Below are 19403 nucleotides of genomic sequence, written 5' to 3'. Positions count from 1 at the left end.
CAGCGGGCGCTCGGTCTGCGCGGCGCGCGCGCGCCGCACCCGCGCCAGCGCGGCGCCGAGGCGTTCGGCCGAATAGGGCTTGAGCAGATAGTCGACCGCGTCGGCATCGAAAGCGCGCAGGGCGTGCTCGGCATGCGCGGTCACGAACACCACCTGCGGACGGCTCTGCGCGGACAAGGCCTGCAACACGCCGAAGCCGTTGAGGTCGGGCAGGCGGATGTCGAGAAACACCACGTCGGCCGGCAGACGGCGCAAGGCCGCGACCGCGCTGTCGCCGTCGGCGCATTCGGCGATCACCTGCACGCCGGTTTCCAGGCCGAGCAAGCGGCACAGGCGTGCACGCGACATGGCCTCGTCGTCGACCACCACCGCACGCAGCGGCGCCGGCGCGGGCAGGCTCATGCCGCGGCCTCCAGCGGCTGCCGGCACCGGTACGGCAGCTCCAGGCGCACGCAGGTGCCGCCGGCGGCGCGCGCGCCGATGTCGAAGCGATGCGCGTCGCCGTACAGGCCCTGCAGGCGCGCGCGGGTATTGCTCAGGCCGATGCCGGCGCCGTGCACCGCCTCGCCGGCGCCGCCGTCGTCGCTGACTTCGAGGATCAGGCAGTCTTCGCGGCGTTCGGCCCGCACCGACACTTCGCCGGGCGTGCTGCGCATCGCCACCGCATGATGGATCGCGTTCTCGACCAGGGGCTGCAGCAGCAACTGCGGCACCTGCGCGTCGAGCAGGGCCGAGTCGATCGCCCAATGCATGCGCAGGCGCTCGCCGAGGCGGGTCTTCTCGATGCCGATGTAGTGATCCAGGGCGACCAACTCGTCGCGCAAGGCGATCTCCTGGCGATGCGAGCGGTCGAGGCTGTGGCGCAGCAAGGCGCCCAGGTCGACCAGCATGCGGTCGGCGCCGTCGGGGTCGCGGTGCACCATCTCGGCGATCGAATTGAGCGCGTTGAACAGGAAGTGCGGGTTGAGCTGCGCGGTCAGCGCATCGAGCCGCGCCCGCGCCAGCCGAGCTTCCAGTTCCATCGCCTGGCGTTCGCGGCGGCGCGCGCGTTCGGCGTAGACCAGGGCATGGGCGACGCCGACGATCAGCCAACTCGTCAGCAGGTTGTTGAGCACGCTGGCAGCGAGCAATTCGCCCAGCGGCGGCAGCCGTTCGTACCAGCCGATCCACCCGTTCAGCGCGACCACCGCCGCGGCGCGCAGCAGGATCACCACGGCCACCGCGAGGCCCTGCATCGCCAGCGCCGCCATCACCCGGCCGCGCTCGATCGGATGGCGCCCGACCCAGGCGAACATCGCCAGGGTGATCGGCACCCACAGCCAGGCGCTGGCGAGGTGTTGGCGCAGGGTGTCCGGCCAATCGGCCGGCTGGCCGGCGGCCTGGCGCATGGTCACGACCTGGCCGACCCAGACGAAGCCGTTGAGGGTCCACCAGCCCAGCACCAGCAACACCAGCAGCGGCAAGCGATCGCGCATGGACGGGGATGCTGGACCGGCGCCGCGGCGCTTGCAATCGCGGGCGCGGGGTTGGTCCCTCGATCCGGCCGATTCGTCCCGGCCCGATGCACGAGCCGTTCGCGCCCGAGCAGGCTGCGGCCACCTCCCCTCGAGAATCGCCGCCATGCGCCGTCTGTCGCGTCTTTCGATCGCCCTCGCCGCCCTCGCCGCCGTCGCCCTGCCCGCCGCGGCCGCCGACACAGCCGCGCGCTCCTGTCCGCCGGTAACGAAATTCGCCGACGGCATCATCTCGACCCCGCAGTGGGAATGGCGACTGAGTTTCACCCCGAGCCGCCTGCGCGCCTACTGGTCGACCAGCAAGGGCTGGTGGCCGGGCACCCGCGAGCGCGCGACCATCATGACTTCGCAATGGCGGCCCTCGGGCTGGAGCGCGCCGCAGGTCGCGCCGTTCTCCGGCGTGCACAGCGACATGGACCCCGCGGTGTCGCCGGACGGCCGCTACCTGGTGTTCTCCTCCGAGCGGCCGCGGCCCGACGGCCAGGCGGCGAAGATGGACCTGTGGATCGCCAAGCGCGGGTTGCGCGGCTGGGGCGAACCGCGCCACCTCGGCGCCGCGGTCAACAGCGCCGGCGATGAGCTGTACCCGAGCACCGACCGCAACGGCCACGTCTATTTCGCCAGCGATCGCGACGGCGAGTTCGACATCTACCGCAGCGAACGCCTGCGCAACGGCGACTACGCGCCGGCGCGCAAGGTCGAAGGCGGCGTCAACACCGCCGAACGCTGGGAGTTCAATCCGGAGATCTCCCCCGACGGCCGCATCCTGCTGTTCACCCGCCTGGATTTCCCCGGCGATCCGCTGCCCGACCTGGGCTATGGCTACGGCGACCTGCACGCGGCGCGGCTCAAGGACGGCCGCTTCACCAACGCCAAGAACCTCGGCCCCTGCGTCAACACGGTCTGGGACGAATTCCACCCGACCGTGCTGTGGGAGCGCGGCCTGCTGTTCTATGCGCGCGACATCGGCCGCCCGAGCGATTTCTATCGGACCCGCCTGCAGTTGCCCGACCTGGAGGATTGACCGCGCGGAGCGCCACCGAGGGCTGCGCGGGCGCTGCCGCGCTCGCGCATGACCTCGCGCATGACCTTCGGCTCATGCCCCGGCAAGGCATGCGCGAGAGCCTGCGGGTCCGTCCGTCCGCATCGGCCAAGACATGACCCCGCTTCCGTTCCGCCGTCTGGGCCCGCGCCCGGTCCGCCTCGCTTTGTCCGCCGCGCTCGCCGCGGCGCTGTGCCTCGTCCTGCCCGCGGCCGCCGCTGCGGACTCGTCCGCGGCTGCGCCTGCCGCCCCGGCCGCCGCACCCAAGCTCACCGTGCAGACCAAGGGCGAAAAGCTCAACCGCCTGTACGAGCAGTACTGGGAAGAAAACCTCCAGCTCAACCCGCTGCGCGCCACCGCCCAGGGCGACGCCCGCTACAACGACCAGTTGCCGAACTTCCTCAGCGCCGAGTTCCGCAAGCGCTCGCACGAATTCTCCGAGCGCTGGCTCAAGACCATCGAGTCGGTCGGCTCGCAGGGCCTGTCCGACCAGGACCTGCTGAGCTACGAGATCTTCGTGCGCGAAATGAAGATCAACCTGGAATCGGACCGTCATCCGGGCTGGCTGCAGCCGGTCAACCAGTTCTACAACTTTGCCGCCAGCATCGCCCAGCTCGGCTCCGGCACCGGCTCGCAGCCGTTCAAGACCGCCGCCGACTACGACGCCTGGCGCAAGCGCGCGGCCAAGGTGCCGGCGGTGTTCGACCAACTCATCGCCAACAGCCGCGAAGGCGTCAAGCGCGGCGTGGTGCAGCCGAAAGCGCTGATGACCAAGGTGCTGCCGCAGTTGGATGCGCTGATCAAGGACGACCCCACCGCGACCTTGTTCTGGAAGCCGGTGAGCGAATGGCCGGCCGGCATCTCCGAGGCCGACAAGGCGCGCCTGAGCGCGGACTACCGGCGGATGATCGAGACCGAGCTGATGCCGGCCTACCGGCGCCTGCGCGACTACATCGCCAACGACTACCTGCCGCACGCGCGCGACAGCGCCGGGCTCGGCGCCCTGCCCGGCGGCGAAGCCTGGTACGCGTTCAACGCGCGCCGCTCGACCACCACCACGATGACCCCGGCCGAAATCCACCAGATCGGCCTGGACGAAGTCGCGCGCATCCACGGCGAGATCGGCAAGGTCCGCAGCGAGGTGAAGTTCCAGGGCTCGCTGCAGGACTTTTTCAAGTTCATGCAGACCGACCCGCGTTTCACCTTCAAGGACGAGCCGGCCCTGCTCGCCCATTACCGCGGGCTCGAAGCGCGCATCGGCAAGCAGATTCCGCAGCTCTTCTCGCTGACCCCGAAAGCGCCGTTCGAGATCCGCCCGGTCGAAGCCTTCCGCGCCCAGTCCGCGGCCGGCGGCTCCTACATGCGTCCGAGCGAGGACGGCACCCGGCCGGGCATCTTCTACGTCAACACCTACGACCTGCCGACCCGCAAGACCTGGGACGCCGAAGACCTGTTCCTGCACGAGGCCATCCCCGGCCATCACTTCCAGCTCGCCCTGCAGCAGGAACTGACCGGCCTGCCGAAGTTCCGCCGCTTCGGCGGCGAGACCGCTTTCAGCGAAGGCTGGGGCCTGTACGCCGAATCGCTCGGCAAGGAACTCGGCGTGTACGCCACGCCTTACGACTACTTCGGCTATCTGCAGAACGAGTTGTGGCGCGCGATCCGCCTGGTCGTCGACACCGGCCTGCACAGCAAGGGCTGGACCCGCGAGCAGGTGATCGCCTACATGCTCGAGAACTCGGCCGAGAGCGAAACCCAGGCCACCGCCGAAGCCGAGCGCTACATGGCCATTCCGGGCCAGGCCCTGGCCTACAAGATCGGCGAGCTCAAGATCATGGAGCTGCGCAAGCGCGCGCAACGCCGGCTCGGCGCGCGCTTCGACATCCGCGAGTTCCACGCCGAGGTGCTGAAGGACGGCTCGGTGCCGCTGGACGTGCTCGACCGCAAGATCGACCGCTGGATCCAATCGAAGCAAGGTTGATCTGACGAGTTGATCTGACGAGGTGATCTGACGAGCTCGAACAAGCGAGGTTGAACGCAGCCAGTTCGAACCGAACGGGTCCGGGCCATCCGGACTCGTCGCAGGGCCTCCCGCCATGACGCGAGGCCCGTGCGTCATGGCGCTAATGTGCTGTCTGACTCACTGGGTTTCTGTTCATCTGCACGCCCCTGCGCGGCTTTCCCCGCGGGCCGCGTTTCGGGCAGGATGAGGACCGGCCCACCTGGATCGCATCGCCTGCCGCCCCCTGTCCCGCCCTCACCGGCCCAGCCCCTGCGGGCCCCGCCTGCATGCCGGCCGGTTGCGCCCAGGTCCCCGGCCGCCCCGCGAGTGGCCGTCGGCAGCCCCCGCCCGGGCGGTTTCCTTGGCCGGAGCGGCAGCGGCGGTCGAACCGGTCGACAGCAGAAAAAGTGTGACTGAAGCCGCATAATTAGCGGTTGCTGTCCCTCGCCGTCCACGGTGCCCGCTGTCCCACCCAGCCTCGGAATACGGATGTCCCTCATTCCAGCGCCCCAATCCTTCGCCGCCGTCGAGCGCTCCGCGCCGCGCCGCCTTGCCGCCCTGGCCTCCATCCGCCGTCGTTTCGCCGCGCTGTCGGTCGTGCTGCTGTTCGCTTGCGCCGGCGTGGTCCAGGCGCAGGATTGGAGCTATCGCGTGCGTCCCGGCGACACCCTGTGGGACCTCGGCGCCAAGCACCTCAAGAACGGCATCAACTGGCGCCGCCTGCAGGAACACAACCGCATCGCTGACCCCTATCACCTGCCGCCGGGCACGCGCATGTTGTTCCCGGTCGGCTGGCTGCGGATCGAACCGGCCAAGGCGCGGGTCATCGCCGTGCGCGGCGCGGTCAGCCTGCTGACCTCGGAGAAAGCCACGGCCGCGCTGGTCGTCGAAGGCATGCGCATCGGCATCGGCAGCCGGGTCGAAACCGGCCCCGGCGCCAGCGCCACGCTCGAGTTCGCCGACGGCTCGCGGCTGATGATCCAGGACAACAGCCGCATCTCCTTCGACGAGCTCAGCAGCTACGGCAGCACCGGCATGGTCGATACGCGCATGCGCCTGCAGCGCGGCCGCACCTTGAACCGGGTGATCCCGGCCAAGGGCCCGGCTTCGCGCTACATCATCGACACCCCGTCGGCGACCTCCAGCGTGCGCGGCACCCACTTCCGGGTCAGCGCCGGCGACGAGGGCGCGCCCGACGCGACCGAAGTGCTGGAAGGCAAGGTCGCGGTCGGCAACCGGCGCACCCAGGTGATGCTCGATCCGGGCTTCGGCACGCTCGCCGCGGCCGGCGCCGCGCCGTCGGCGCCGATCCGTCTGCTGCCGGCACCGGTCCTGGGCACCGAGTCGCTCGAACAACTGCCCGCGACCCTCGCCTGGGCGCCGGTCGACGGCGCGGTCGCGTACCGGGTCGAAGTGGTGCGCGACGACGCGCCCGAAGTATTGCTGTTCGAGGCCCGCACCTCCGACACCCGCCTGCGCATCGACGACCTGCCGGCCGGCCGCCAGCGCGTGCAGGTGCGCGCGGTGGCCGCCAACGGCCTCGGCGGCCGAGACAGCAGCCGGGTATTCACCGTCAACGACCGGCCGGCGCCGCCGCTGACCATCAGCCCGCTCGACGGGCAACGGCTCAACCTGCCGCGCCCGCGCTTCGAGTGGACCCGCGCCGAGGGCGCCGAGCGCACCCGCCTGCAGGTCGCCGGCGACGAACAGTTCGCCCAGCCGGTGATCGACACCGAGGTCGCCGGCCAGCGCTTCCGCCCGTCCGAATCGCTCGCGCCGGGCAAGTACTATTGGCGCGTGGCCTCGCGCGACGGCAACGGCCATGCCGGCCGCTACGGCAATGTCCTGCCGTTCGAGATCAGCGATGCGCCGGTCGATCCCGGCCTGGAGGCGCCGCAGGCAGCGAAGGGTATGCTGACCCTGCGCTGGCAGAAGGGCGAACCGGGCCAGCGCTATCGCGTGCAGATCGCGCGCGAACGGGATTTCTCCAAGCTGCTGTTGGAAGAGGTGGTGGACGTGCCGCAGATCGAACTCAAGCGTCCCGGCGGCGGCACCTGGCACGTGCGCGTGCAGACCATCGAGGACGACGGCTACGCCGCGCCCTACGGCCCGCCGCAGGAAATCCGCCTGCCCTGCCGCCTGTGCTACGGAGCCGGCGCCGCCGGCGCCTTGTTGCTGCTGCTGACCTTATGAGCCCAACGGCGCGGTCCAGGCTGTTACGAGGTGGCGCCGCCCTGCTCGCCGCCGGCCTGGCCGCGCTGTTGACCGTCACCGGCGCGGCCTCGCGCCTGGACGAAGTCTTCTACGACCTGCACCTGTCGAACTGGGGCTATGCGCCCGACGACGACGTGGTCATCGTCGCCATCGACGACCGCAGCCTCAACGAACTGGGGCAGTGGCCGTGGCCGCGCGACATCCACGCGCAGATGCTCGACCGGCTGGGCTATGCCGGCGTGCGCGGCATCGCCCTCGACCTGGTGCTGGCCGAACCCGACCGCACCGGCGACGGCCACGACGCCGCGCTGGCCGCATCGATGCGCCGGGTCGGCCGGGTCGCCCTGCCGGTGACCACCGCGCCGCTGCGCCAGAACGGGCCGCTGGTGGAAGTGTTGCCGACGCCGCTGATCGCGACCGCCGCGACCACCCTCGGCCACACCGACATCGAACTCGACTCCGAAGGCACCGCCCGCGAGATGTACCTGCAGGCCGGTCTCGGCGAATCGCGCTGGTCGGCGCTCGGCCTGGCCCTGATCGGGCTGGAACCGAACGTCGTGCCGCAACCGCTGCCGGGCCTGCGCCGGCCCGCCTCGGTGCAGGGTTCGCCGTATCAGCAGACCCGCGACCACCGCGTAAGGATCCGCTTCGCCGGGCCGCCGGGCACCTTCGCCCAGGTCTCGTATTCGGACGTGCTCGACGGCGAGGTGCCGGCCGAACTGCTGCGCGGCCGCTGGGTCGTGGTCGGCGTGACCGCGACCGGCCTGGCTCCCAGCTATCTCACCCCGATGTCCGACGTGGCGCGCATGGACGGCGCCGAGTACCAGGCCAACGTCATCGAGATGCTGCTGCACGAGCGCACCATCGTGCCGATGCGGCCGCTTTGGCAGGCGCTGCTCGCCGCGATCATGCTGTTCGCGGTGGTGCTGTTGATGCTGCATCCGCGTTTCCAGCGGCCGCTGCTGGTGACCGGCGTGGCCGCGCTGGCGACCGCGCTCGGCAGCGTCGCCCTGCTGCGCCTGGGCAATGTCTGGTTCGCCCCGGCGACCACCATCGCGATGATCGCGATGGCCTACCTGCTGTGGATGATCGCCCACCTGCGCCATTGGCGCCGCGAAGCCAACCTCGACACCCTGACCCGGCTCGGCAACCGCCGCCGCTTCGACCACGTGCTGCAGCGCGAACTGGCGAGCGCCCGGCGCACCCGCGCGCCGCTGTCGCTGGCCCTGATCGACGTCGACTTCTTCAAGGCCTACAACGACTCCGAAGGCCACCGTGCCGGCGACAAGCTGCTGCGCCAGATCGCCGAGATCATCGGCTCGCACGCGCGCCGTCCGCGCGACCTCGCCGCGCGTTTCGGCGGCGACGAATTCGCGGTGATCCTGCCCGACACCCACGTCGAAGGCGCCGCGCGCGTCGCCGACGGCATCCTCGAAGACATGCGCAAGCTCGACGCGCGCTACGGCGAAGGCCATGCCGACCAGCGCGTCAGCCTCAGCATCGGCCTGTACACCTGCGTGCCCGGCGTCCACACCCACGCACGCACCGTATTCGACGGCGCCGACTCGGCGCTGTACCGGGCCAAGGAAAACGGCCGCGACCGCCGCGAGGCGACCCGTTTCGGCGAAGTCTGAGCGCAACCGATTCCGGCCCCGACGCCGGTCGGCGCCCACCACTCCGGCGCGGCGCTCAAACCGCACTGCGCACCCGCTTCGTCGCGCCCCAGCCGAACGACGACGTCATCGCGCGTCTCCAGGCACCGATCGGTCGCCAACCGCCGGCACGCATTCGAGGCGCGCCTGTCGCGACGCATGGCCGCCGAGCGGACACGAAAAAAAGAAAGGGCCGGCAATGCCGGCCCTTTCGGTTCAACGATGCGACGAACCGCGTGGCGGATCGATCAACCGACGCTGCGGTCGCGACGCTGGCCGGGCTGCGCGCCTGCGCCGCCGCGGTGCTGCTTCGGACCGGCATGCGCATGGCGCGGGGCCGGCTTGCCGTGCGGACGATGCGCCGGCTTGCGCGGTCCGTTGTTGCCGCGGTTGCCGCCTGGGCTGCGCGCGCCCGGTGCATCCGACCCCATGCGGATCGGACGCGACGGCTCGTAGCCGGGCACCGTCACCATTTCGATGTCGTCCTTGAGGATGCGCTGGATCTGGCGCAGCAGGCCGCCTTCGTCCGGCGAGACCAGCGACAGCGCTTCACCGGTGGCGCCGTTGCGGCCGGTGCGGCCGATGCGGTGCACGTAGTCTTCGGCGACCATCGGCAGGTCGAAGTTGATCACCAGCGGCAGGCTCGGGATGTCGAGACCGCGCGCGGCGACGTCGGTGGCGACCAGCACGCGGGCCTTGTTCGCCTTGAAATCGCGCAGGGCTTTCTGGCGCTGGGCCTGGCTCTTGTTGCCGTGGATCGCGACCGACTTCAGGCCGGCTTCTTCCAACTGCTCGGCCAGGCGGTTGCAACCATGCTTGGTGCGGCCGAACACGATCACCTGGTCGTTCGGGCGCTTGGCCAGGATGTCGATCAGCAGGTCGCGCTTGCGGCCGCCGTCCACCGGATGCACGCGGTGGGTGATGGCATCGGCGACCAGGCTGTTGGCGGCGATCTGCACCTGCTGCGGATTGCGCATGAACTCCAGCGCAAGCTGCTTGATCTGGGTTTCGAACGTGGCCGAGAACAGCAGGGTCTGGCGCGACTGCGGCAGGCGGCCGAGGATGCGCTTGATCGCCGGCAGGAAGCCCATGTCGAGCATGCGGTCGGCTTCGTCCATGATCAGCATCTCGACGCCGTCGAGCTTGGCGCTGCCGCGCTCGAGGTGGTCGATCAGGCGGCCCGGGGTGGCGACGAGCACGTCGACGCCGCGGCGCAGCGCATCGAGCTGCGGGCCCATACCGGCGCCGCCGAAGATGGCGTGGATGTTCAGGCGCAGGTACTTGGCGTAACCGCGCAGACTGTCGCTGACCTGCAACGCGAGTTCGCGGGTCGGGGCGAGGATCAGCACGCGCGGCTTGCGCTGGGTGTTGCCCTGGGTGGTGGCGAGGCGGTGCAGCAGCGGCAGGCCGAACGCAGCGGTCTTGCCGGTACCGGTCTGGGCGCCGCCGAGCAGGTCGTGGCCGGCCAGCGCGAGCGGGATCGCCTCGCTCTGGATCGGCGTCGGGGTGGTGTAGTTCTGTTCGGAAAGCGCGCGCAGCAACGCGGGCGCAAGCCCAAGCGATTCAAACGTCATGTTGGAACTCCAGTGGTTCGCGATGCGGCCTCGCCCGGCGCCCGTCGAAACGGGCGCACGATCGAGACGATCGCGTGATGACCCCAGCGTTCCCTTGAACCGCGCTGCGAGTATCTGATTTGACGGCGCCGGATGCTCCGGGCCGTGTCTGCGCTACGAAAGACGTGCGGGATAAATAGTCGCGCCGGCGAATCCGAGAACTCGGTGCGGGGCGACAGGCAACCTGGGAAACGTACCCTTGCGGGGAGGCAGCCGTGCGCTGAACGGGGCGAACTCTACGCGAAACCCCGCGAAACCGCCAGCTGCGGCGGCGGGCGCGCGTCAGCGGGCGCTCATGGCGGGGATTTCGGGCCTTGGCCTGGGTGGGTTTGGGGTGGACGGGGCGGCCTGGAGCGCCGGGGTTGCCTGTCGGGAGCCGGGGCCGCGGTCGAAGTTCCCGTCGGGTTCTGCCTGCGCCAGGCCGCGGCGCGCATCCACTTTGAGTTGCATTCGGCCGGATCTATAACCCGAAGTTGCATTGCGGGGGACTGACCTTGGGAGGAGCGACGTGGGTCGCGGCACGGGACGCGCAGAAGCAACAAGGCCGTCGTCGTCCGTCGAAGCGGCGTGTTTCCGCCAGGGCAGGAGCGGCGCGAGCCGCGACCAAGGGACGCGCCGAAACGACAAGGCCAATGCCATCCATCGAAGCGGCGTGCGTTCGCGAGGTAGGAGCGGCGCAAGCCGCGACCAAGGGACGCGCCGAAACGACAGGGCCAATGCCATCCATCGAAGCGGCGTGCGTTCGCCTGGGTAGGAGCGGCGCGAGCCGCGGCATCGCTGCGGCGGTCTTGCAGCGCATTGCTCGATCGGGCGAGATCAAAGACCAAGATCAAACCCAAAGCTTCCGCCACTAAAGCGGCGGGTTACTTTCTTTTGTCTAAAGCAACAAAAGAAAGGTAACCAAAGAAAAGTGCTTTGTTTTGAATCACAGGCCCGCGCGTTCGATGCATACGCGGAGATTTTTCATACGGGACCTCCCTGTCCCGATGAAAAACGGCCCGCATCCCTGCGGGCCGCCCTCCGGGTCTTCTAGGGCCTTCGCTAGTGCCAAGCCGCGCACGGCAACGGCAACGGCAACGGCAGTAGCAATAGCAATAGCAATAGCAATAGCGATAGCTGGCAACGGCCGTGGGCCCTCGCCCCCTACAACCGCTGGCGGTTGTCCGCCGAGACCCGGTCGATCAACTTGTTGTACGGATCGAACCCCACCTCGTACGGCGCTTCGTCGACGACGATCTTGACGGTCGATTCGCCTTCGGTGATGCGGCGGCGTTCCAGGTGCAGGGGTTTTTCGTCGGCTTCCTCGCCCGAGGGGCCGCGCGCGAAGACGCCGATCTCTATCCAGTCGTCGAGCCGGGCCGGGCTCTCCTTGCCTTTGCCGTCGACATAGACCTTGCCGGCATGCAGCTGCATCGCCACTTCGTACTTGCCGTCGGCGCGCCTGACGCTGCTCGCGCTGACCACGCGGTTGTCGTAGAAAGTGATCTTCTCGAACAAGTCGGTGATCAGGGCCTGCTGCTCGGGCCTGGCCTCGGCGCGCAGGTAGTCGATCAGTTCGGCGGAGGTGGTGTAAGGCGGTCGCTGGAAGGCCTTGTCCTGCAGGAAGCGTTTGAGCGCGCGGTTGACCGCGGCTTCGCCGAGCTCCTCGCGCAGGCGGTAGAACACCAGCGAACCCTTGCGGTAGTGCACGTAGGGCTGGTTCTCGACCCGGTACAGCGGCAGTTCCTCGACCCGCTCGGCGCCGCGCTCGGACAGATAATTGTCCAGCTCGTACTTGAGGAAGCGGCGCATCTTGGCGCGGCCGTAGGCCTTCTCCATCACCATCAGCGCCGAGTACTGCGACAGCGATTCCGACAACATGGTCGAACCCTGCAGGTCGGCGCCGATCACCTGGTGCGCCCACCACTGGTGCGCGACTTCGTGCGCGGTCACGTAGAACACGTAGTCGATCGCGCTGGCGTCGCGCAGGTCGGCGATGAAGCCGATCGATTCGGAGAACGGAATCGTGTTGGCGAAGCTCTGGGCGAAGCGGGCGTAGCCGGGGAACTCGATGATGCGGACCTGGCGATGCTGATAGGGGGTGAACTCGGCCTGGAAGTAGTCCAGCGATTGCCTGACCCCGTCGATCATGCGGTCGACGTTGTAGGCGTGCTTGGGGTCGTAGTAGACCTCGACCGGAATGCCGCCGTGTTCGACGCGCTTGACCCGCCACTTCGCCGACAGGTAGGCGTAGAACGGCAGCATCGGCCGGTCCATCGCATAGTCGAAGCAACGGCGGTCGCCGCGGCGGTATTCGCGCCTGAGATATCCCGGGGCCAGCGCGATCTGGTCGGGCGCGGTGCAGACGGTGGTCTTGAAGTCGATCCAGTCGGCGTCGCCGCCGATGTAATGGTTGGCGCGCGCCGCCTGGTCTTCCAGCTTGGCCATGCGCTGCACCTCGGCGACGCCGCGCTTGCGCCGCTCGTTGCGGTCGGCGAGCTGGCGGTTCTCGTTGTAGCCGAAGTGCGGGAAGGCCGTGGAGTTGAAGAAACTGCCGTTGGCGACGATGGCCTTGTTGTCGGGCTCGTTACTGAAGCCGCGCTGCGCGTACGACTGGGCGAAGCGCAGTTCGCGTTGTTCGCCGGGCTGCATCGGCCGGTCCAGCTTGTAGATGCGATAGCCCAGGCGCTCGTCGTCGTGGCTCAGCCTGGCACCGCCGAATTCCAGCGCGGTGATGCGCTGCTGCGGATCGACCGTGAGGTGGAATTCGCCGATCGGCCGCGCATGCGGGTTGACGATGCGATAGCGGCCCCGGCTGGCCACGCTCAGAGATTCCGGATGCAGGTCGACATCGACCTCGACGGCGAGGATGCGCGGCTGGGCCAGGCCCTTGTACTTGCGGTACTCCTTCTCGTAACGCACTTGCTCGTCCATCGCCACGTCCGAGGGCAGGTAGCGATTGAGCAGATTGGTGTTCCAGAAGATGTAGCTGCCGGCGCCGACCCAGGCCAGTGCGAACGCCGCCAGCGCCAGCCCGGACGCACCGCGCAGGCGGCTGCGCGCCAGGGCGAGGCGGTCGCGCAGGCTCGGCGACACCCCGCGCACCCAGAACGCCGCGGCGAGGGTCAGCAAGGCGGCGACGAACAAGCCCCAGTACGCCTGGAACCACAGGCGCGCGCCGAGGAACTGGCCGTAGCCGTTCATGTCCGAGTACGGCGCTTCGGGGGCGCGGCTGAAGTTGTACAGGTTGTGCTCGAAGTGCAGCAGGCCGAACGCGGTCTGCAGGATCACCACCAGGATCAGCGCGCCGTAGCCGATGAACTTGTTGTTGGTCAGCACCTGCAGCACCAGGGCCAGGCCGCCCATCAGCACGAACGGGATCGAATCGAGCAACAAGGCCTTGAGATACAGCAGCGGTTCGAGCTGTCGATAGCCCTTGGCGAGCTGGTAGCCGATCGAGCCGAGGCTGCCGACGGCCTGGAAGATCAGCACCACCAGCACCAGGGTCGCGACCTTGCTCAACAACGGCACCCAGTTCGGCACCGGCATTGCGTCGGTAACCTCGGCGAGCTTGACTCCGCGTTCCTTGAACACCAGGTCGCCGGCGTAGAACATCACGATGAACACGACCATGAAGCCGAAGGTGCCCTGCAGCGCCCCGATCATCACCGAGGTGGTCGGATAGGTCTCGGTGCCGAACAAGCTGCGCATGGCGCCGGCGCTGCCGAGCAGGTTGGCGACGGCGAACGCCAGCATGATCAGGAACGGCACGCTCTTGAGCACGCCGACAGTGTCGAAACGCAGTGCGTGCAGGAATTGGGCAACCGCGGTGCCGGCGCCGAACGCGGGCCGCACCCGCGGTGCGACCGCGGTCGAGGGCGACGTCGCCGCCGGCGCGTAAGTTTTTTTGCGCCGGAACCAGCCTTTGCCGGTGGCGGTGCGCTGCGGTTTGAACAGGGCGAATGCGGTCGCCGCCAGAACCAGGCCGATGCCGCTCCAGACCAGGCGATTGGCCAGCAGGAAGCGGTCGAGGCTCGGGATCGCGGTATTGAGTTCGTTGGAGGACCAGTAGCGCAGGGTGCGCCGCAACGCGGCGATGCCGAACGGGTCGATCATTACCGCCAGCCACTCGTTGTCGAGGTCGGCGGCCAGGCCGCGGCCGACGCGGTACAGGATGAAGAACGCGATCACCCCGAGGTAGACCACCAGCAGGTTGCGCGCGGTCACCGCGAGCAAGGCCAGCAACGCACCGATGAACAACAGGTTCGGCAGCACCACCACGCACAGCCCCCAGACGTAGGGCAGCAGCGAGAACGGCCCGAGCCGCTCGGGGTCGATCCACGGCATCAACGGCGCGACCATCAGGCCGGCGGCGACCATCGCGAACACCAGCAGGCAGGCGACCAGGGCGGCGCAGAAGCGGCCGATCAGGAAGTCGCGCTTGCGCATCGGACTGGAGAAGAACAGGTCGGCGGTGCCGAGCTCGAAGTCGCGCAGCAGCGCGCCGGCGACGAAGCTGGCGATGGCGAACAGGCCGAGCAGGCTGAAATAGCTCAGCGCCGTGATCACGGTCGACGGCGCATTGCGATTGACGTTGCCGATGGCGCCGCCGATCTGCACCGCGTCGGAGCTGGTCATCGCGAAGGCGAGCAGTCCGAACAACAGGGAAATCAACCACAACAGCGGCGCGCGCAACTGTTGGCGCAACTCGAAACGGAAGAATTCGGCGATCATCGTCGGCGCGCCCCGCTCAAGCCGCGACACGCGCGTTCTGGCGCAGTTGCTGGAAATACACGTCTTCCAGGCCCGGCGCGACCGGTTCGAAGCCCTCCTCCGGCCGCTCCTGACTGAACACATGGATTACCGGCTGGCCGGCGACCAGGCGCGTCGACAGCACCTGGTAGCGGGTTTCGTAGCTGGCCAGGCTGGCCTTGGTGACCTGCTTGCGCCAGACCTGCGCGCTCAGCGCAGCGATCGCCGCGTTCGGCTCGCCGGCCAGCAGGACCTTGCCCTTGTTGACGATCGCCATGGTCGGGCACAGGTCGGTCACGTCTTCGACGATGTGGGTCGACAGGATCACCGCGACGTTCTCGCCGATCTCGGCCAACAGGTTGAGGAAGCGGTTGCGCTCCTCGGGGTCGAGTCCGGCGGTGGGCTCGTCGACGATCACCAGGCGCGGGTCGCCGAGCAGGGCCTGGGCGATGCCGAAGCGCTGGCGCATGCCGCCGGAAAAGGTGCCGAGCTTCTGCTTGCGCGCGTTCCACAGATTGACCTGGTGCAGCAGGCCGTCGACCACCTCGCGCCGCTGCTTGCGTTGGGTCAGGCCCTTGAGCACGGCGAAATGTTCGAGCAGGTCCTCGGCGCTGACCTTCGGGTACACGCCGAAGTCCTGCGGCAGATAGCCCAGTTGCCGCCGCACCGTGTCCTTGTCGCGCAGCACGTCGATCGGGCGGCCGTCGGCGCCTTCGAGGGTGGCGCTGCCCGCGTCGGCCTCCTGCAGGGTCGCCAGGGTGCGCATCAGCGAGGACTTGCCGGCGCCGTTCGGGCCGAGTAGGCCGAACATGCCTCGCGGGATGTCGAGCGAGATGCCGTCCAGGGCGCGCACGCCGTTGGCATAGGTCTTGGTAAGGCCGCGGATGGTGAGCATCGATGAGTTCCATGCAGAGGGAAGACGGCGCGGCGCGGATCGCCTGGCCTTTCCCGACGCGATCGATGCTAGCGGCCGCCGCGCCTACGCCCATGGGCGTTTCGTCGTCATGACCGATGGCAGGGTCGGTGCCGCGGGCCGCGGCCGGCGGACGCGGGCGCGGGTCGGCCAGCCAGCTAACCGGCCAGTTGGCGCGATTGCAGACGGTAGTCGCGCGGGGACAGGCCGTAGCGCTTCTTGAACGCCATCGACAGATGGCTGTGGCTGGCGAAACCGGCCTCCAGTGCGATGGTGGCGATATCCTCGTCGCTGTCGCGCAGGCGCCGACACACCCGGCGCAAGCGTTCGCCGAGTACGTACTGGATCGGCGTCGCGCCGAAGGCGGCGCGGAACGCGATCAACAGCCGGTGCACGCTGAGTCCGGCGAGTCCGGCGAGCACGGACAGTCGGATCGGCTGGTCCAGATGCGCCTGGATATAGTCCTCGATGCGTCGCCGTTGCGCCGGCTGCAGGCGCTGCGCGGCCGCGGCCGACCCGCTCGGCCCGCCCGACGTTACGCCGTACTCGCGCAACAGATGCAGCCCCAGCGCCTGGCCCAGCGCTTCGCGCAGCATCGCCGCCAGGTCGTCCCCCTGATCGCTGAGCCCGGCGATGCGCGCGGCCAGGCCGTGCACGAAAGGATCGCGCTGCCTCATGCGTGCGGCGAGATCGGCGGCGCCGTCGCGGCAGGGGCCGAAGCGGGCCGGATCGATGGTGAACTCGGCGTAGGCGATCTCGCCGCCGAGCGCTTCGCCCTGGTAGCGCCGGCCGGCGGGGATCAGCCACAGGTCGCCGGCCGCGGGCGGCAGGCGCATCCGCCCGGCGCCCTCGATCCGTGTGTCCAGGCGCCGCATCGCTCCGTCGAGATGGACGATCAGAGTGTGGCGGTCGTGCTGCAGGCGCCACTGGGTCGGCTCGGCGATGCTCTCGGAGGCGAAGGCGAATTCCAGGCCGGGCGCCAGAGTCAGCTCGCGATTGAACGCAAGCCGGCGCGCGCCGAGCCAATCGCGCACCGCGGCCGCGCCCAGGGCCGCTTCGCCGCGGGCGGTGGCGTCGGCCGCCACGGCCGGCGGAGATGTTGAAAGGGGCTCGGACATTGTGGAAGCGCAACGGGCGTGGGGCGAGTTAAACATGATGCCGATCACATTCGCGTCAACGTCCGCGGCGGCATCCCCGCCGCGCTCCCCCCACGCAACGGAGTTCCATCCCATGCCCGATCGTTCCCTCCACGGCAAGGCCCTCGTCATCGGCGGCGGCGCCAAGAACCTCGGCGGCCTGATCTCGCGCGAGCTCGCCCAGGGCGGCGCCGCCGGCATCGCCGTCCACTACAACAGCGACGCCACCCGCGCCGCCGCCGAGGAAACGGTCGCCGCCGTGCGCGCCGCCGGCGCCGATGCCTTCGCCCATCAGGGCGACCTGACCCGGCCGGAGGAAGTCGAAAAGCTGTTCGACGCAGCCAAGGCGCGCTTCGGCAAACTCGACATCGCCATCAACACCACCGGCATGGTCATCAAGAAGCCGCTGGTCGAGGTGACCGAGGACGAGTACGACCGCATGTTCGCGGTCAATGCCAAGGCTGCGTTCTTCTTCATCCAGCAGGCCGGCAGGCAGTTGGCCGACGACGGCAACGTCTGCACCATCGTCAGCTCGCTGCTGGCCGCGTACACGCCGTTCTATGCGGTGTACCCGGGCAGCAAGGCGCCGATCGAACATTTCACCCGCGCCGCCTCCAAGGAATTCGGCGAGCGCGGGATTTCGGTCAACGCGGTCGGCCCGGGGCCGATGGACACGCCGTTCTTCTACCCGGCCGAGTCCAGGGAGTCGGCGGCCTACCACGCCACCGCGGCGGCCCTGAGCAACCGCACCGCAAGCGGCCTGACCGAGATCCGCGACATCGCCCCGCTGGTCAAGTTCCTGGTCACCGACGGCTGGTGGATCACCGGCCAGACCATCTTCGCCAACGGCGGCTACACCACCCGTTGAGCGATGCCGGCGCGGCGCGTGCACGTCGCCTGCACGCGCCGCCGCCAACCATGGGCCGAAGATGCCTGCCCTGCGCCGTACGGGAACGGCCGCGGCGCATTCACAGGGGGAACGCGATGCATACGGTGATGGTGATACTCGGTGGACTGGCGTTGTTGGGGCTATGCCTGCTGGCCGCGCGGCTGTTCGGCGGCCCGGGCCCCGGGCCGATGCTGACCGCGCTCAAACTGTTCCTGCCGCTGTGGTTCATAGGCGCGGCGATCAACTTGTGGATCGGCGTCGCGCGCGCCGGTTACAGCGTGGCCGAGGAACTGCCGATCTTCCTGCTGGTGTTCGGCGCGCCGGCCGCGGTCGCGCTGCTGCTATGGTGGAAGCTCTCGCACGGCTAAGCTGCACGGCCGAACCGCAGACGCCGCCATGACTCCTGCCCGCACCACCCTGCTGCGCAACCGCGAAGGCCACGCCAAGGTCGGCTTCAGCGAGCTGTTCTTCGACCTGGTGTTCGTGTTCGCGATCACCCAGCTGTCCCACACTCTGCTCGAAGATCTCACCGCGCTCGGCGCGCTGCGCACCGGCCTGCTGTTCCTGGGCGTGTGGTGGCTGTGGATCTTCACCTCCTGGGTCACCAATTGGCTCGACCCGGACAAGGTGCCGGTGCGGGTGATGATCTTCGCCCTGATGTTCGGCGGCCTGCTGCTGTCGTCGTCCCTGCCGCAGGCCTTCGGCGAACGCGGACTCGCCTACGGGCTGGCGTTCGCGGCGATGCAGGTCGGGCGCACCGCGTTCATGCTGTGGGCGCTGCGCGGCGGGCGCAACCCGGGCAACTTCCGCAATTTCCTGCGCATCCTGATCTGGATGTCGATCTCGGCGGTATTCTGGGTGCTCGGCGGGCTGGCCGATCCGGAATCGCGGATCCTGTGGTGGCTGGCCGCGGTGGCGATCGAATACCTGGGCCCGATCACCTATTTCCCCGTGCCCGGCCTCGGCCGCTCCTCGCTGTCGGACTGGGACGTCGAGGGCGCGCACCTGTCCGAGCGCTGCGGCTTGTTCATCATCATCGCCCTGGGCGAATCGATCCTGATCACCGGCGCCACCTTCGCCAAGCTCGACTGGAACCCCACCACCGTCGCCGCGTTCTGCGCCGCGTTTCTCGGCAGCGTGGCGATGTGGTGGATCTATTTCGACAGCGGCGCCGAACGCGCGACCCACCGCATGCTGCAGCAGACCGACCAGACCCGGCAGGCGCGCCAGGCCCGCAACGCCTATACCTATCTGCACCTGCTGATCGTCGGCGGCATCGTGGTGTGCGCGGTCGCCGACGAACTGGTGCTGGTCCATCCCGACCATGCCGACGCCGCCGGCGTCGCCGCGATCATCGGCGGGCCGGGCTTGTACCTGCTCGGTTGCGCCTGGTTCAAATGGGTCACCAACACCCGCGCGTTTCCGCCGTTCTCGCATTGCGCCGGCCTGTTGCTGCTGGCCGCGCTGGCGTTCGCGAGCGGGTCGCTGCATTTGTCGCCGTTGATTCTCGGCGTGTCGACCAGCGCGATCCTGATGATCGTCGCGGCGTGGGAGACCATGGCCGTGCGGCGCGGATCGCGCGAGGTCGCGCCAGCGGCGCATTGACCGCCGCGGAGGCCGGCGCTTTCGCAGGGTAGGTGCGGCGCGAGCCGCGACATCGCTGTGGCGGTCTTGCGGCGCATCTCTCATGGACGATC

13 protein-coding genes are annotated in these 19403 nt (G+C 69.0%); 7 read left to right on the top strand and 6 right to left on the bottom strand.

Annotated features, from left to right (window positions below; translation table 11 throughout):
- Positions 1-402 (bottom strand): LytR/AlgR family response regulator transcription factor (locus tag ACSAMQ_RS12225; RefSeq protein ID WP_435395902.1); only part of this gene is annotated, 402 nt, incomplete at its 3' end.
- Positions 399-1475, bottom strand: coding sequence for a sensor histidine kinase (locus tag ACSAMQ_RS12220; RefSeq protein ID WP_435395901.1), 1077 nt, complete (start codon positions 1473-1475; stop codon positions 399-401). The genes ACSAMQ_RS12220 and ACSAMQ_RS12225, both read right to left, overlap by 4 nt.
- 145 nt (positions 1476-1620) lie before the next feature.
- Between ACSAMQ_RS12220 and ACSAMQ_RS12215 the strand changes: the two genes are divergently transcribed.
- The 4 genes from ACSAMQ_RS12215 to ACSAMQ_RS12200 all read left to right on the top strand — a co-directional run bounded on the left by ACSAMQ_RS12215 (position 1621) and on the right by ACSAMQ_RS12200 (position 8406).
- Positions 1621-2538 carry a TolB family protein gene (locus ACSAMQ_RS12215; RefSeq protein WP_435395900.1) on the top strand — a complete coding sequence of 306 codons (918 nt, stop codon included), beginning with the start codon at positions 1621-1623 and terminating at the stop codon, positions 2536-2538.
- A 133-nt stretch (positions 2539-2671) separates the two neighbouring features.
- Positions 2672-4537: a DUF885 domain-containing protein gene (locus ACSAMQ_RS12210; RefSeq protein ID WP_435395899.1), complete on the top strand. Its 1866-nt coding sequence runs from the start codon at positions 2672-2674 to the stop codon at positions 4535-4537.
- A gap of 510 nt (positions 4538-5047) precedes the next feature.
- Positions 5048-6751, top strand: a complete 1704-nt coding sequence (locus ACSAMQ_RS12205; protein ID WP_435395898.1) for a FecR domain-containing protein — start codon at positions 5048-5050, stop codon at positions 6749-6751.
- Positions 6748-8406 (top strand): CHASE2 domain-containing protein, encoded by a 1659-nt coding sequence (locus ACSAMQ_RS12200; protein WP_435395897.1) that lies wholly within the window; start codon positions 6748-6750, stop codon positions 8404-8406. The genes ACSAMQ_RS12205 and ACSAMQ_RS12200 overlap by 4 nt, the downstream gene beginning before the upstream one ends.
- A gap of 266 nt (positions 8407-8672) precedes the next feature.
- Here ACSAMQ_RS12200 and ACSAMQ_RS12195 read toward each other — a convergent pair whose 3' ends face one another.
- From ACSAMQ_RS12195 to ACSAMQ_RS12180, 4 genes are all read right to left on the bottom strand, one after another.
- On the bottom strand, positions 8673-9998 hold the full coding sequence (locus ACSAMQ_RS12195; protein ID WP_435395896.1) for a DEAD/DEAH box helicase: 1326 nt from the start codon (positions 9996-9998) through the stop codon (positions 8673-8675).
- Positions 9999-11180: 1182 nt separating this feature from the next.
- On the bottom strand, positions 11181-14750 hold the full coding sequence (locus ACSAMQ_RS12190; RefSeq protein ID WP_435395895.1) for a M1 family aminopeptidase: 3570 nt from the start codon (positions 14748-14750) through the stop codon (positions 11181-11183).
- Positions 14751-14766: 16 nt separating this feature from the next.
- Complete coding sequence (locus tag ACSAMQ_RS12185; RefSeq protein ID WP_435395894.1) at positions 14767-15663, bottom strand: ABC transporter ATP-binding protein; 897 nt, start codon at positions 15661-15663, stop codon at positions 14767-14769.
- Positions 15664-15839: 176 nt separating this feature from the next.
- Positions 15840-16799, bottom strand: coding sequence for a helix-turn-helix domain-containing protein (locus ACSAMQ_RS12180; protein WP_435395893.1), 960 nt, complete (start codon positions 16797-16799; stop codon positions 15840-15842).
- Positions 16800-16911: 112 nt separating this feature from the next.
- On the opposite strand from ACSAMQ_RS12180, the gene ACSAMQ_RS12175 reads away from it, so the two are divergent.
- The 3 genes from ACSAMQ_RS12175 to ACSAMQ_RS12165 all read left to right on the top strand — a co-directional run bounded on the left by ACSAMQ_RS12175 (position 16912) and on the right by ACSAMQ_RS12165 (position 19311).
- On the top strand, positions 16912-17685 hold the full coding sequence (locus ACSAMQ_RS12175) for an SDR family oxidoreductase (protein ID WP_435395892.1): 774 nt from the start codon (positions 16912-16914) through the stop codon (positions 17683-17685).
- 116 nt (positions 17686-17801) lie between these two features.
- Positions 17802-18074, top strand: a complete 273-nt coding sequence (locus ACSAMQ_RS12170) for a hypothetical protein (RefSeq protein ID WP_435395891.1) — start codon at positions 17802-17804, stop codon at positions 18072-18074.
- A 28-nt stretch (positions 18075-18102) separates the two neighbouring features.
- The gene (locus ACSAMQ_RS12165) at positions 18103-19311 is read left to right on the top strand and encodes a low temperature requirement protein A (RefSeq protein ID WP_435395890.1); all 1209 of its coding nucleotides are present in this window, start codon (positions 18103-18105) and stop codon (positions 19309-19311) included.
- The last annotated feature ends 92 nt before the right edge of the window (positions 19312-19403 follow it).

It is taken from the genome of Lysobacter sp. 1R34A, assembly GCF_051217035.1.
GTDB lineage: Bacteria > Pseudomonadota > Gammaproteobacteria > Xanthomonadales > Xanthomonadaceae > Lysobacter.
The sequence above is the reverse complement of the archived record's forward strand: the minus strand, read 5'-3'. Positions and strand labels throughout refer to the sequence as shown.

Bases quoted from the DNA above. Each gene is read 5' to 3' on its own strand.
- ACSAMQ_RS12220 (WP_435395901.1), bottom strand. From the start codon at position 1,475: ATGCGCGATCGCTTGCCGCTGCTGGTGTTGCTGGTGCTGGGCTGGTGG.
- ACSAMQ_RS12215 (WP_435395900.1), top strand. From the start codon at position 1,621: ATGCGCCGTCTGTCGCGTCTTTCGATCGCCCTCGCCGCCCTCGCCGCC.
- ACSAMQ_RS12210 (WP_435395899.1), top strand. From the start codon at position 2,672: ATGACCCCGCTTCCGTTCCGCCGTCTGGGCCCGCGCCCGGTCCGCCTC.
- ACSAMQ_RS12205 (WP_435395898.1), top strand. From the start codon at position 5,048: ATGTCCCTCATTCCAGCGCCCCAATCCTTCGCCGCCGTCGAGCGCTCC.
- ACSAMQ_RS12200 (WP_435395897.1), top strand. From the start codon at position 6,748: ATGAGCCCAACGGCGCGGTCCAGGCTGTTACGAGGTGGCGCCGCCCTG.
- ACSAMQ_RS12195 (WP_435395896.1), bottom strand. From the start codon at position 9,998: ATGACGTTTGAATCGCTTGGGCTTGCGCCCGCGTTGCTGCGCGCGCTT.
- ACSAMQ_RS12190 (WP_435395895.1), bottom strand. From the start codon at position 14,750: ATGATCGCCGAATTCTTCCGTTTCGAGTTGCGCCAACAGTTGCGCGCG.
- ACSAMQ_RS12185 (WP_435395894.1), bottom strand. From the start codon at position 15,663: ATGCTCACCATCCGCGGCCTTACCAAGACCTATGCCAACGGCGTGCGC.
- ACSAMQ_RS12180 (WP_435395893.1), bottom strand. From the start codon at position 16,799: ATGTCCGAGCCCCTTTCAACATCTCCGCCGGCCGTGGCGGCCGACGCC.
- ACSAMQ_RS12175 (WP_435395892.1), top strand. From the start codon at position 16,912: ATGCCCGATCGTTCCCTCCACGGCAAGGCCCTCGTCATCGGCGGCGGC.
- ACSAMQ_RS12170 (WP_435395891.1), top strand. From the start codon at position 17,802: ATGCATACGGTGATGGTGATACTCGGTGGACTGGCGTTGTTGGGGCTA.
- ACSAMQ_RS12165 (WP_435395890.1), top strand. From the start codon at position 18,103: ATGACTCCTGCCCGCACCACCCTGCTGCGCAACCGCGAAGGCCACGCC.